General features: G+C 42.7%; 7 protein-coding genes. 4 read left to right on the forward strand and 3 right to left on the reverse strand.

The genetic code is table 11. The features are described 5' to 3' along the window. The first annotated feature begins 173 nt into the window (after positions 1-173). Together ADU22_RS13680 and ADU22_RS13685 are read left to right on the forward strand one after the other, a co-directional pair. The gene (locus ADU22_RS13680; RefSeq protein ID WP_053362652.1) at positions 174-3542 is read left to right on the forward strand and encodes a carbohydrate binding domain-containing protein; all 3369 of its coding nucleotides are present in this window, start codon (positions 174-176) and stop codon (positions 3540-3542) included. Between the two features lie 454 nt (positions 3543-3996). Further along, positions 3997-6222, forward strand: a complete 2226-nt coding sequence (locus ADU22_RS13685; RefSeq protein WP_053362653.1) for an FIMAH domain-containing protein — start codon at positions 3997-3999, stop codon at positions 6220-6222. A 71-nt stretch (positions 6223-6293) separates the two neighbouring features. Here ADU22_RS13685 and ADU22_RS13690 read toward each other — a convergent pair whose 3' ends face one another. From ADU22_RS13690 to ADU22_RS13700, 3 genes are all read right to left on the reverse strand, one after another. Then, positions 6294-9338 (reverse strand): FIMAH domain-containing protein, encoded by a 3045-nt coding sequence (locus tag ADU22_RS13690; RefSeq protein WP_053362654.1) that lies wholly within the window; start codon positions 9336-9338, stop codon positions 6294-6296. Between the two features lie 212 nt (positions 9339-9550). Beyond that, positions 9551-11146 carry an FAD-dependent oxidoreductase gene (locus ADU22_RS13695; protein ID WP_082252858.1) on the reverse strand — a complete coding sequence of 532 codons (1596 nt, stop codon included), beginning with the start codon at positions 11144-11146 and terminating at the stop codon, positions 9551-9553. A 396-nt stretch (positions 11147-11542) separates the two neighbouring features. Then, complete coding sequence (locus ADU22_RS13700) at positions 11543-12145, reverse strand: YesL family protein (protein WP_053364576.1); 603 nt, start codon at positions 12143-12145, stop codon at positions 11543-11545. 272 nt (positions 12146-12417) lie between these two features. Between ADU22_RS13700 and ADU22_RS13705 the strand changes: the two genes are divergently transcribed. Continuing rightward, complete coding sequence (locus ADU22_RS13705; protein WP_053362655.1) at positions 12418-13497, forward strand: GNAT family N-acetyltransferase; 1080 nt, start codon at positions 12418-12420, stop codon at positions 13495-13497. 248 nt (positions 13498-13745) lie between these two features. Continuing rightward, on the forward strand, positions 13746-15020 hold the full coding sequence (locus tag ADU22_RS13710; protein WP_053362656.1) for a sugar ABC transporter substrate-binding protein: 1275 nt from the start codon (positions 13746-13748) through the stop codon (positions 15018-15020). Positions 15021-15087 lie beyond the last annotated feature (67 nt).

The following is a 15087-nucleotide window of genomic DNA, read 5'->3' on the forward strand; positions in this document are numbered from 1 at the left end:
ATCATCTTTGTTAGCAGTTTACGAGGATCCAGTGCATCATTCTTGCTCCTTATCCCCTTATTTATGGTCTAATTCTCGACAGTACTTATTGCAGGAATCTTTAGCATTGAAGAGAAAGTTAGAGGGACGAGACCAGCATTGGTGAGGTCAGATTTAAATTGGGGAGGTCTATAATGAAGAATCAAAAAATGAAAAAACGGTTTGTGCTTCTTTTCTGTTTTACCTTTGTTTTTAGTTTGCTTGCTCCTTTTTCCATATCAAATTCACAAGCAGTAGGCACCAGTGCCATAGCCGGAGAGGTTGTGAATGGCGGGTTTGAAGAGGAGGTCCTTACTGGGKGGAGTCTTGTCACTAATAATCTTTCAACAAGTATTGCGATCAGTAATGACAGGGCAAATACGGGGACCAAAAGCTTACATTTTAAAGATGCAAATAGCGCCACTTCCGGTGGTAATTTACAAGTGACCAGTGAAAAGGTTTCTGTTACAGCAGGAGAGTCATATACTGCGAAAGCATTCGTAAATGTTGTTCGCCAATCACATAGCATTGGGTTTGAGGTTCATTATTTCAACGAGGACAATCAAAGGGTAGGAACCGCTACCTTCATTAATTTCGCCTCAGCGGTTTTAGGAACAGATAAATGGACTGAAATCCAAGTTCCTTTTAAGGTTCCTGATGGTGCTTCGAAGGTTGAGCTGCGGTTTAACTCTGGCCACATTTCCCTCACGGAAGCGTTTTTTGATGATGTGACAATTGAAGGCGACGCTGTTCCAGAGCCTCCAGCAGAGGATATTCACAATGAAGTCATTAATCCAGGCTTTGAAGAACAAGTGGTGGATGGGAAAATTCCAGGCTGGACATCAGAATTTGCGGGACCAGGCATTAAAGTTAGTTCTGATCGAACTCGTACCGGAGTGCACAGCTTACACTTGCACGATACATCGGATAAAGAGGGTGTGAGTGTTTTAAGTGATAAAATCGCCGTTGTGCCTGGTGCCTCCTATTTATTGACCGTCTTTTCCAATGTTGTTAGCCAGACGCATAGTGTCGTGACCGAAATCCGCTATTTTGATAAAGACAATAAAAAAATCACGGATGATAGGGAACTTAATAGCAACTTGCCGAAAAATGACTGGATTGATCTTAAGGTATTCAGTGTCGTTCCCGAGAATGCAGCATATGCCAGACTGGCCTTCTATTCTGGAGGTATTAGTTTCACAGAAGTCTATTTTGATGATGTTTCGTTCAAAAAAGTAACAGATGATACCCAATTGGACCGTAAATATAATGAGCCCGTCTATCTTGGCGAGATGGTCCATGTTCAGCTGGGACAAGCGGGAGCCATCCAAGAAAACAGTTTGGGTGAGAATGAAGTATACTATCATTCAAATGGCCACCCTGGAACCTTCTCGGTCCTGGACGCAGAAACAGGGAAACTTAAGTTTTCCAAAGTAATTGAAAATACGGAAGCAGTATGGGCCATGACCATAGGGCCCGATAAGAATGTGTACTTCGCAGGCACTTCTGATGGAAAATTATATCGTTATGTACCAGAGCGGAAAGAAGTCGAATACCTTGGAGCCAATCCTTCTGCAGCCTGGGTCTGGGATATAGAAGCAAGTGATGATGGCAAGATATATGGTGCCACATATCCAGGGGCAGGTGTTTTCGAATATGACATAATCACAGGCCAATTCAAAGACTTGGGAAGTGTCACGAATCAGGATTATGCACGCGGATTAGCTGTTGATGGGGACTATATTTACGCGGGGATCGGAACTACGAAGCATCTGTATAAAATTAACCGCCATACAGGTAATAAAGAGGAGCTTATCATCGAAGGGCACTCTGGTGAAAATGGTTTTATCCAGGATATTTGGGTTGTGAACGGGAAGCTTCTAGTAGCTGTCTCAACGATTAATATGCTAGTCATTGATCAAGAGACAATGGAAGTCGAAGGTTCGTTTGAATTCAGCAATATGATATCTGAACCTGATCCGAATCAGCCCCATATGATTTATTATAAAAAGGGGACACAGTTGTACAAATATAATCTGAATGAAAACAAAGAAACGTTGATTGAAGGACTTCCGCTTCTTCCCGATACACCACGGGTAAAGGATATGGCTTGGATTACATTATCCAGTGGCAAAACAGTATTGGCGTTCGTGACACAGTACGGCGAATATATGCTCTATCATCCTGATTCCAATGAGTTATCCTTCGTCATGCTGGACTTGGCCGCAACGGCTGTAGCGATTCAATCTCTTGAATCCGGTCCGGACGGAAGGCTTTATATGGGCGGATATCAGCGTGGCATGAGCGTGTATAATCCGTTCACCGATCAGATTGAAGTGAATGTTTCTTCGTTTGCCCAGCCAGAAGGAATTGGATTCCTGAACGATACCGTATATTTTGGAACGTATGTAGGGGCTATTATGTATGGCTATGATCCAACAAAGCCAATAGATTTAAATAGCAATCCTAAGCTTGAATATGACATTAAAGACGAACAAGACCGCCCTTTTGCCATCACATCAGGTGACAATAAACTATTTGTTGGAACCATCCCTGATTACGGGGTTTTAGGCGGCGCCCTGGCGATTTATGATTCTGAAACAGATGAATGGTCACAGCAGCGAAATGTTGTTCAAGATCAAAGTATTATCAGCTTGGCCTACCATGATGGCAAGCTATTTGGCGGAACTTCTGTCTGGGGTGGCTTAGGAATTAATCCTAAGGCAGAAGAGGCAAAAATCTTTGTTTGGGATGTTGAAAAAGGGGAGAAAATTTCGGAGTTCACACCTGAAATTCCGGGTATTGATAAAGCACCGCGAATGATTGGTGATTTATCAATCGGACCAGATGGATTCCTTTGGGGAGCCGTCGAGGGAACGATCTTTAAGTTGAATCCTGAAACCTATGAAGTGGTGGGCAGCAAGGTCATACGGCCAAGTTTATATAATAGCAGCAAATGGTTTCCATACCGCCTTAAGTGGGGACCGGATGGCATGCTTTATACAACATTATCACGCAGCCTGATTGTGATTGATCCTAAAACAATGGATCACAAAGTGCTAGTGGAGGATTTCATGAACAGCATGACTGTCGGGGTCGATGGAAGCATCTATTATGCGCTTGGAAGTGAGCTCCACAAAATTCCTGTACCTGAAACCGATGCCACCCTGCGATCGATTACCATTGATGGCAAAGAAATGGAAGGCTTCCAGCCAGGTAAATTAAACTACACCATGGATGCTGCCCAAACTGAAAACATAACAGCAGAGCTAAGCCATTCAGGTGCAAAAGTTGAAATCGTCCATTCGACTGGGGAAACAGAAATCATTACAACAGGAAGTGATGGCATTTCCACGTTAACCTATACTATAACTTGGTTGAAGCAACCATGCACGCCGGGCAGGCCTGAAACTCCAGGCGAACCTTGTAAGCCAAATAAGCCAGGGAAACCGGAAAATCCAGGCAGGCCTGATAGTCCAGGTAAACCAGAGAATCCAGGCAGACCTCAAAAACCTGGAAAATAAAGAGTTTAAAAAATAGAATTCTAATGCAAGGAAAAAGGTTTTCTGTCAAAACAGAGAACCTTTTTCACTTTTAATTACTTCTCGCATGTAATGTGCTGACGGTTTTATCATTAAAGATGAGGTATTGTTGGATATTTTGTAATCTTTTTAACGAGTACTAGTATTAAATATACATTTAATGCTGGTAAGATGCCATTTAATGCTGGTAAGAGCAAGATATTGCGAGTACTAGGTTAATAGCAGCAAATATATTGCGAGTACTAGCATTAAAATGACCAAGTCTGCAGGATAAATAACGACATAGAAGCAGATAGGCCTATTATCCTAAATTAATTATGGGCCATTTATCGACATTTATATTTTCAGATAAGTTTGATAATTTTAAGGTAACAAAGGGGAGGTGCGAAATACCGAATTGAAAGTTAAAAACAAAATCAGATGAGGAGCGGGATAAATGCGAGTATTTGCTAAACCTTTTTCCATTCTTTTTGTAGCGTTTCTGTTACTTTTGTCTTCTTTATTCACCAGCAGTCCAGCTAGCGCCAAGGTAGATAAAAGATTTAAAGACCCTGTAGATTTGGGTTCTCCCATTCAAAGTGTAGCACTATATGATTCTGCCTATGGAACAGAAGATGGCAGAGAGATGATGTACACAACGGCCAGCGGCAGCCCGGCCATCTTCCAGGTGGTAGACCTTAAAAGCCAGGAAGTCCTGAGAACATATCCTTTGGAAGGCACAGGGGCAGTATGGACACATCTTACCGTACCAAATGGCAATGTCTATATTGGCGGCAATGGCTATTTGTATGAATACTCCCCGGTTACAAAGGAAGTAAAGAATCTTGGCGGAATAGGAGAGAGTGTCGTATACGGTTTGTCTCATGATGAACAGGGACGTGTCTATTTCGGTTCATTCCCCAACGCCAAAGCAGGCCGATATGATCCAAAAACCGGGGAAATGAAGGATTATGGCAGTGTGGCTCCAGGGCAAAGCTACACCAGGTCCACTGCCTATCATAACGGTTACCTCTATTTAGGAGTTGGTGTTGACAATCGCATCGTCAAGCTGAATATTGAAACAGGCGAATATGAATCGATTAAAGTACCCGATCATGTTGTTCCAGGCTCGAGCGTCTGGCAGCTGGATGCTGCAGGAAAATATATCATCGCTGGAGTTGGCGGTGGAAGCAATACACTCCTGTTCTATGATACTGAAAAAGACCAATGGAGCGACAAATACTACCCAAATAATAAAGGGCTGCGCATCATCCATGGCCAGCCTGGCAGCAATCTAGTCTACTTCCTGCAAGGGAGCAGGCTGATGGAAGTGAATTTGGATACGCTAAATGCGGCTGATACGGGCGTCGTATTTGGAACCTTTTTGCGGAATACCGCGTGGGTGGAAGTGGAAAATGATCAAGATTTTCCTGGCAAATCGCTGGTTACCGTCCAATTTGCCGGTCAAGTTACCTATATGAATCTACAGACGAAAAAGGTTAAAACTATACAATATCCGATTGTGGGCAATCCCATTCCCATCCAGACATTGGAAAAAGGGCCTGAGGGCCATTTATACTTAAGCGGTTATCCTGGAGGTAAAGGGGCGGTCTACAACCCTGAAACAACTGAACACAAAAATTTTGCCTTGGCACAAGCAGAAGGCATGACAGCTTTGGGAGATAAAATGTACTTTGGAATTTACCCGGGTGCATTGATTTTAGAGATGGATCCTAAGAATCCTGCTCTCACTACAAGACAAATTTACGATATCCCCAACCAGGACCGCCCGTTCATTATGACGGCAGCCAGCAATAAACTGTATATTGGAACGATTCCGGATTATGGAAAGCTTGGCGGATCTTTAACCGTATTGGATCCCGCCTCTGTAAAAGATGTAAAAGTGTATGAAAATGTGGTCCATAATCAGGCGATTGCTGGACTTGCGGCGGTTGATGGAAAGCTGTATGGATCGACAACGGTCGCAGGCGGTTTGGGAATAGACCCGACAGAATCAGCTGCAAAAATTTTCGTCTGGGATATGGAAAAGGGTGAAAAAATTACAGAATTTGTACCGGATATTCCAGGCTTAAACGGACCGAAAAAGATTAGCGGAATGAGCCTTGGGCCGGACGGACTTTTATGGTCGGGAGCAGGCGGAACGATTTTTGCCATGGATCCGAAAACGTTGGAAATTGTAAAAAGCAAAGCTGTTTATCCTGAGATAAAGGACTATGGCAGATGGAGGCCGATCCATATCCGCTGGAGCGAGGATGGCCTTATTTACACAAATCTTGCCGGAAAATTAACGGTCATAGACCCAAATTCATTGGAGTTTGAAACACTGGATGAGGCAGAATTGATGACAATCGGCGACGATGGAAACATCTATTACGCAGATAAAGCTAATTTAATGAAAATCGAAGTATCAGATACTCTGGAGTCCGCTCTGAGATTTATTCAGCAGCATACGGAAAAAGGGGATATCACCAATTCATTTAGCAAACAGCTTTCCAATTCGATCACATCAGCCATTCATCACCGGGATAAGAGAAGGAAGGAAGAAGCTGTAAAGCACTTGCAGGATGCTCTAAAACACTTCGAAAATGCTAAAGAAACAGATATCTCAGCGGACTTGTCTATTAAATTGAAGAAAGTCTTGGACTCCATTGAAATAGACTGAACTGCTACATGCAAACAGGGGCCCAAGCAAGCCGTTCATCCGGCTTGCTTGGGCCCCTTTTGATTGAGGAGTTACTCAGCCAATGCTGTTTTGGTAGACTGAACGTTCCTGAGTAAGATGTTTTTAATGGTTTCTTCTGCCGAGCTGTTGTCCAGATGTTTCCTGAAGTCTTCAAGATGTTTTGTCGCTTGTTCTTTGTTTCCTTTTAGGAAATGTTTCTCCGCTTGTATCAACCGGTTCGTTAATTGTTTAGCCAACGGATGCGAAAGGTTTCCGGCTTCTTCTAATTCACTAATCTGGTCTGCCAATGTGTCCATTGTCACTTGGGTGGTTACAGTGATCGTATTGGTTGTGATCTTTTCGCCATTATACGAAACCGTGGCATAAATCTCAGTCTTCCCAGCATTTTTACCGATAACTTTTCCATCTTCTACAATGGCTGTTTCAGGATTTGAATTCATCCACTCAATATCTGCACCTGCTAAATCGATCGAACTGCCATTTACCAACGTAACCGTTAAATGTATTTCTTGCTGCTCTCCTTGCAGAAGGGTATCATCTTCGACAGCCAACGTTCCCTTTTCAAGTTTGACTGGCAGCTGGTACAAGTTATGGTCAGCGGTATAATAGATATTTCCTTCCTTATCGATATCCATTAAATTGACGGTGCCTGGCACTAATTGCTTGCTTTTCATCGTTTCCGGATCGATGACGGTTAATTGTCTGCCGGCTGTTGTGTAAAGGTAGCCTTGCTGGTCCCAGCGGATGAAAAACGGTCTCCATTGACTGCCACGGTTTATGCCTTTTAGCAGCTGAGTACTTTTAATGATTTCCCGATTTTCTGGATTCATGGCAAAGACAACTGTATTAAAGGAGCCTCCTTTATCCAATCCCCAGGCAACGCCCCAAATATTTCCGTCAGGGCCAACAGACAGCTCGCCAATCATTTCCGGCTTGTCCAAGCCATCCACATGAAGGTCGAAAGTTTCATGCTTCCCTGTCTCAACATTGTATTCAAACATTTTCGCTTTTGGTTCGGTAGGGTCAATACCAAGGCCACCGGCAAGAGTGGAACCCCCAAACACGGTACCGTCATGATAAGCCAATCCAATGATGCTTTGGTTTTTAATAATGTTACGTATGGTATTCCATTTATTCGTATTTGCATCATAAATGGTTAATGCCCCGCCCAATCTTCCGTAATCTGAAATGGTGCCGACAAACAGCTTATTATCGCCTGATGTGAATGTAAATGGCCTGCTTTGGTCATCGCCGATATCATGGACCATCTCGGGATTGTCACCGCTCACGCCGCCTTGGAAATGAAAAGGAAGGTCAGGGTTGTATTTAAAAATCCTGGCTCCGCCGTAAGTACCCAGATAGACGTCACCGTTTAAGAAGCCAATTCCTTCGATCTGGTGAGGGTCGCGTTCTCTAAGCAAATATTTATCACTTGATGTATCAAAGACTCCAAATGAACCCTGATAGCCTCCCATATAAATCTTCTGGTCTTCGCCAATTTCCAGGCTTTGCATCAGAAGTCCCTGCATTTCCACTTCCGGGTAGCTGACTTTCACCGTGTTCGTGGAAGGGTCAAAGATGGTGTATTCAATTTGATGATGCAGAATGGCCAACACATCTTTTCCGTTTTTATCCTTTATCCAGCGAATCGCTTTGGCAGGGGTTTGTGGCAGCTGGACAGTTGGCTCTACTTTAGAAGTTTTGTGTGTGGTCATATCGTATATCCATAATTGCTGTGTATTTTTATTGATATAATAGATGATATTTTCATCATAAGGTGAAGGGGAGGAGATAAGGCCATCAAAGGTATGCTCATCCTGCCAATTCATCGTATTCTTTTCTTCCCCTGTCGTTTTGTCAATGGTAACCAATGAAGTTCCATAGGCAACAAAAATATTGTTTCCATATTCCCAGATGTTTGAAATGGACGTAGACGTTCCAGTTATAGGCAGGCTGATTTCTGTTCGTTCCCCCGATGCCAGGTCCATCTTCAGCAAGTGGGCGGTCGTTCCGGTTCCTACATAAAGACTTTCTTCTGTAATTCCAAGGCCGCGTGCATATTGCTGGCCTTCATAAAAAGTGCCCAGGTCCTTGAATTTGCTTGTTTCAATATCATACTCAAACACTTTTGCGTTTGGATAAGTGGCTCCGTAAATTTTCCCATCTTCTGAAGCTTCAAGCTGCCATACCCAGTTGTCAGAAGGGTTTTTCCCCAGCTCCTCAAGACGTTGTTCTTCGACAACATACCTGTATAATATTCCGTTATAGGTTCCTGCAAAATATACATTTCCATCTGGGCCAACTACCATTGCCCATACGACATCACTGCCTGGCAGCTCTTTTGAAAAAATCTTTTTCCCAGTCTCAGCGTCTGCTGCATAAAAGGTTGCCGGTGAACCATTTGTGGCATAATAGACCTCGCCATCCCCAATCGCAACCCCTTGTGATTTAGCTGCTAAAGCAGCCGGACCATGATTGATAGGTTGACCATATTCAACAGGGAAATCTAATACGTTAGACTCTTTTTCAAAAAGTTTTATATCATCATAGTAGCCTTTCATCTTGGAAGTAGATGATTGATAAATGAAGATTTTCAAACCTTTGGCACCAGCAGGGGCTGTTGCTTCCAGCTCTACAGTTTGCCACTTGTTGAAGGCTGGGATATCAAAATACTTTGGATCGTCTTTTATAATCGTCCCTTTATCATTTGTCCAGCGGAGCCAGATACCCGGCTTTCCTGTTGATTCTTTAACATTCAGCTGTGCCGATAATTTATAGCGATTTCCCTCTGCTATTTTGATTTCCTGGCTGAACAGCCCTACGACACCATTATTGTCAACGGCCAAGCTTTGGAGCCCTTCATATACCACTTCATTCGATATGGCCATTCCGGTTTTAAAGCCGCCACTCCAAAAATCCCAGGACGGAAGATGCGTTTCAGAAGCAGGTTTTGCTTCAAAATCACCATTTACAATATTCAGCTCTTTCCATTCACTGGCAGCAGCTGAAAGCGGCTTCTGGGTCAAGGGGAGACTGGACAGAACTAGAAGTGCTGCAAAAAAAATGATGCTTAATCTTTTTAGATTATCTTTCAATTTGTTTCCTCCTTTGAATTTTACAAATTTTCCAACTTCTATCTCAAGAATATTTAACAAACATAGTCTTTAAAATGACGAGAATGATTTCGGGACTTTAGTAGGGGGAATATCAAAAGAGATAAAACGAAGGAGGGGTGAAGAACAAGAAGGTAAATATAAAAAAGGGGCTGCATAGCCCTGAGGCTTACAGTCCCTTATAAACTCCATATCTATGCCTTTCCAAAAGTCGATTTCATCCGCAGCACAGGGTCATCCTCGATGGAATCATCCCAGTGAAGGACCTGGCCGCAATTCAGCAATACATCTTTCAACTGGTCATAATCAACGGTTTGAACGGCAGTTTCATTCTGAAAGGCTAGAGCCGCCGCGGCTCCGGCGGATTGGCCCAGGATCATGAACACTGGCTCCATTCGGATCGACCCATAGGCAATATGAGAGCTGGACAGGCAGACTGGAACAAGTAGATTTGTACATTCTTCCGCTTTGGGGCGAATCGAACGGTAGGAAATAGGATAAGGTGAAATCGGTATTTCAACATCGCCTTCGTTGTATACCCGTCCCTCGATAATCACCCTCCTGCAATGATGGGAATCCATTTGGTAGGAGGCCAGGCCAATGGAATCTTCAACAATCTTGTCGCCTAAACAGTTATGGTCGGTCATGACATAATCAGCGATCATTCTTCTTGCTTCGCGAATATACAGCTGATGCGGCCAGTGTCCCGTTTCCTCGAATTCATCACATGCTAATCCCCATTGACTTACTTCTTCTTTAATGGTCCGGGGAACACTTTCATCATTTGCTAAAAAATAGAGCAGGCCAAGATTATAGGAAAAATGATCCTGGAAGATTCTTTCCCGCGTTTCATAATCTCCATCTGGCCAGTCATAATTCATGCCGATGTGGTCAGTCGAAAATCCCCCATAATTGTTCAGGTCGGTTTTTCCGTTTGGAAGCATGGTATGAAGGTTCATCGCATCCCAAACACCAGCCTTTATATATCGTAATAATAGAGTATAACGGTTTGGGTCATATAAAGGGGGTTTAGGGAAAGGAACAGTATTATCAGGATTTTTCGTCAGGCAGATGCGGAAATTATAAGCCTGGATCCTGTTGTCCCCTTGTCCTTGAAATCCGAGAGTTTCAAGGCTGGTTTCTGTAATGCCTGGCAAAACCCCGCTGGAAGGATCACCCTCAACCACATATGGATCAACCCACTTTTCAAACTGATGATGTGGATGGCCAAATTGAATTCCATTATAGGCTTCTTTGTATGTGGCGTTTGATTCCCTGCCTGTAAAATACGTGACACCAGCTTTTGCCATTAAGTCTCCTTCATAGCTGGCATCAATGAAAAACTTCGCTTTATAAGCGGTTCCATCCTCCATGATGATTTCTTTTATTTTGCGGTCCTCAGTTTTTACGTCTGTTAAATGCTGATTGAACACGACCTCGATATCATGATCCTTGAGCCATTTGTGAAATACATATTTGGCTGCCTTGGGCTCGAACGTCCACTGCTCTTCCATATTGTAATAGTTTCCTAGTTCCTGAAAGAATTCCCTCGACAAACCGCCAATGGCTTCTTTTGCGCCAACATCGGACGCGCCCAGCCCGCTAGCGGTTATTCCTCCAACATGTTTTCCGAATTCGGCAATGACTACAGTCAGACCCATTCGTTTCGCCTGTACAGCGGCCGCAATGCCAGCAGGAGTTGCACCGTATACAATCAAATCGCTTTCAATCACCTTTGGCTCAATTGCTTTAGCTGAAGGAACATAATAATGCAAACCACTGAAATCCATTGATTAACCTCCTTGAATAGGGGACATTCACCTGGCTATGTAAAAAGGTACCTGCTGCCAGCTTACTATTGAGTTTAATTAAAAAAAGAGAACAATCAAGACTTTTAAAGGACCATAAATAAAAGATGAATAGGCAATAGTGAAAGGATACTCTGAAAAAGCCAAAAAAAAGAGAGCTCCAATGCAGGACGCTCTACCAGTCTGCGAAATAGACGGAGAAATTTCTCTTAATTAGTAATTAGCCCTGTAAATGGCTTAAATAGACGGAGAGATTCCGCCTATTGACTGAAAAAAAGTTGAAATGGGCATTTTCTCATTGCATAACCGGAAAAACTCCCCCTATATACCCCCGAAACGAGGTCTATTTTGCATTTAACCGAAAATTCTCCGCTTATTTTACTGCATTATTTTCAGAGAGACATGATCTTTTTTGGGGTTTTTTAGCTTTATTTTACGAAAAGCACGATTGCCGCACCAGGTAATCACGATGGCTAACACACTGCCGGTAAATAAAGGGATGATGCCTGGTATGAATCTTACAACAATCATCAGTACCATGCACGAAATAAACATAATCATCGTTTCCAGCAGGGAACTGGCGCCAATTAAAAACGATTGTTTGATATATTGAAAGAATGTCATCCGGTATTGCGTGTATACAGGAAAAAAATACAGTAAAGTCATGACGTAAGAAATTGCGATAAACCCGGTAACCGGGATTAACCATTGCAGCTTGCCGGCATTTTGTTGTAAAAACATGAAATCATAAACCAATATGTAGCCGATCAATATAAAAAATAAGCCGAATTTATTAAGGGAAATAAATTCCTTTTTGTACGCTTTCCAAAAAGCAGGAAAGAGCTTCCCAACAGGTTCTTTTTGAAGCCACTTATGAATAATGGTAAACATGGCCCCCGTAGATGGAAAAAGACCAAATATCCCTAACCCCGCCAAAGTAAAGCCAATCCAAAGCAAATTTAAATAACCTGCCTTTACCATCCATACTGCAAATGCATTAAATTTCTCCCACCTGTCCAAATAAGTCACCTCATTGTAGGAATATGTCGATAAAAAGGAGAAGCCGAAAGCAATTAAAGACCCATAATAGACTTGTCACTTAAGAAATTTACCCTAAAATAGGAATTAGGTCCACAAAACTCAGTGTTATTATAACACAATTCAAAATACTCTCTCTTGCATTTTTTGGTACACGGCAACTTTAACAAATGAGTGGTCCAAAAGAGACTTCTCCAAAATTGAGGTGAAAAACAATGGCGGAATACCGGTTATTAAAGCAGGAAGATTTCACGCAGGCAATTGATTTAGCGGATAAGACTTTTCGAAAAGAAGGGCATGTGTCAATGGGACCAGCCTTTCCGGAAGTGTTTTCTGCCGCATTGAACCAATCATATGGCGCCTTTATTGATGGAAGGTTAGTCTCTTTCATCGGCTTGGTGCCATTTGTTCTTCACATTGGCAGGGCCGAGGTACAAGCCTATTCCATTGGTGCGGTCTGCACGGACCCTGGCTTCAGGAGACAGGGACTGGCAAATACCCTTTTGCAGAAAGTTTTTGAACATGGCAATAAGTCCGGTGCATCTGTTCTGTTTGTTTCGGGCGATTTACCGATCTACATCAAACAAGGTTGTACTTTTTATGGGAAAATGAATCACTACAAAATTGAACAAGGCGATCTTAAAGCAGATTATCCTTGTACGGTTCGGGAACTTCAGCCCTATGACTGGTTTCAAATCCGAACACTCAATCATGAACGGCCAGTCCGGTATGAACAAAGTATTTACGAAATGGCTGTCCTGAATGAGTCGGCAGGTTTTGCCAGTATTTTCAAAATGAAACATAAAGTTCTTGTAGCAGAAGAGAACCAAAAGGTAACAGCATATCTAGTGTTTGGTGTCCCGTATAACGAACAGGAGGGGGCAGAATCCCGGGTAATTGAATGGGGAGGAGAGCCGGAAGCCCTCTGCCGCTTGATCGGGGAAACATTTAACTATGGGTTAAAATCATTATTGTTAAATGTTCCCACATTTGAAACAGCTCTGAATGTCCAATTGGCCTCACTCAAGAAAGAAGAACAGCCTTATCCGGGAACCATTAAGATTTTAAATCTGGATTTGCTCTTGGACCAGCTGGGTCCTTTCTTAAAAGATAAAATAGACATTTCCAAACAAGACGGCCTTCAGTATAAGCTTGCCCATAACCAAAATTACCTGGTTGTTGGTCATCAAGAAATGGAAGAACTTATTTTAAAAGGAACCAACCGTTCCTTTTCCAATTTGGATCCTGTCTTCCCTATCCCCTTTCCGCATCCACAAGGTCTTAACTATGTATAAATCAATGTTTCCGACATCAAGACACCAACTTTTTCGTTTGTTGCTATTTAAAGACACTTTATAGACTTGTCACAATATTCTAAAAGGAACTAAAATGATGTTACAGAGATAAAAAGTGCCAACACCACTTTGACAGCGCTTTCCTGACTTTGTTCTATCCATTCAAGGTTTTAAGGAGGGGGATTCCACAGCTAAAGATTTATCTGTTTTTCATTATTAAAAACATAAAATGAGGGGGCATTTGCGGAATGAAAAAGAAAAGTATATTGGTTCTACTTATGGCATTTATCCTGATGCTTGCAGCTTGCAGTAATGATCCAGCTTCAAATGAAAGTAATGATGATCCAGCTTCAAAGGATGAGGCTAAGGTTGAGGGTGAAATAACCGTATGGGTACATCCTTACACGGGTGATGCTGCAAAAGAAGAAGAAATGTGGAAAGAGATTGTCGCAAACTACAATAAGGATTTCCCGGATGTAAAGGTAAATCTTGAAACCATCCCATGGTCCAACCGAGATCAAAAAGTGCTGACTGCATTGGCAGCTAACAATGGACCGGATGTATTCTATGCCATTCCTGACCAAATGCCGCAATATGCGGATGTAGGAATGCTCCTGGAGCTGGATCCTTATCTTGAAGATGGTGATCTGGATGGGTTTGTTGAATCTTCATTGCTATCCACCACATGGAAGGATAAGAAATATGGGCTGCCGATCCTGCAGGAAGCTTACACATTCTTCTATAACAATGAAGTTATTGAGGCAATTGGCGAGGATTCTTCCAAACTCCCAACTACCTGGGAAGAGTTTGACGCCTGGGCAGCGAAAGCCAAAGAAAAAGGGTTCTATGCTTTAAACTATGCTGGCGGCGGTTCAATGAACGGAACCATTTATCCATGGATCTGGCAGTCCGGCGGACAGGTGGTAACGGCAGAAAATGAAGTCAAAATCAATAACGCTGATAGTGTTAAAGCTTTTGAGATGATTAATAATATGTACGAAAAAGGATATATCCCTGAAGATTCCATTACAGCAAGCAACCATAATGAATTATGGTTTGGCGGCAAGATGCTGGCTATCCTTGGGTCTGGAATCGACCTAACCTTGCTGCAAAAAGAAGGCACATTTGACTTCTCGATTGCGGCCCCATTGAAAGATAAAGAACAGCTGACGTATGGTACGACTGGAATGTTTGTAGTGCCATCCAACAGTGATAATCCTGATGCAGCAGCACAATTTGTAAAGAGTGTAACAAATGCGGAAAATCAGCGGATCTTTAATACGGTGACCCAATATATTCCGACGCAAGAGGAAGCTAAAGATATCTTTGATTCGAATGAGCATATGAAACAGCTATCAACCTACACACAATATGCCCTGCCTGGCGTGATCCATCCAAAAGGCCGTGCGATTATGCCATTTATCCAATCCGAAGTGCAAACGATGATGGCAGGAGACAAAACTCCTCAAGAAGCAGCAGACGCAGCAGCTGAAGCCATCGAAGCTGAACTGGCTAAGCCGTAACCTAATAGCTTCTATTATTAAGAGAGTTTTATTCCTGAGAGAATAAAGCTCTCTGTTTATTAAAAAA

It is taken from the genome of Bacillus sp. FJAT-27251, from assembly GCF_001273925.1.
In the GTDB taxonomy this organism is placed as follows: Bacteria; Bacillota; Bacilli; order Bacillales; family Cytobacillaceae; genus Mesobacillus_B.

Coding starts and splice junctions, on each gene's coding strand:
- ADU22_RS13710 (WP_053362656.1), top strand. CDS start 13,746: ATGAAAAAGAAAAGTATATTGGTTCTACTTATGGCATTTATCCTGATG.
- ADU22_RS13705 (WP_053362655.1), top strand. CDS start 12,418: ATGGCGGAATACCGGTTATTAAAGCAGGAAGATTTCACGCAGGCAATT.
- ADU22_RS13685 (WP_053362653.1), top strand. CDS start 3,997: ATGCGAGTATTTGCTAAACCTTTTTCCATTCTTTTTGTAGCGTTTCTG.
- ADU22_RS13695 (WP_082252858.1), bottom strand. CDS start 11,146: ATGGATTTCAGTGGTTTGCATTATTATGTTCCTTCAGCTAAAGCAATT.
- ADU22_RS13700 (WP_053364576.1), bottom strand. CDS start 12,145: ATGGTAAAGGCAGGTTATTTAAATTTGCTTTGGATTGGCTTTACTTTG.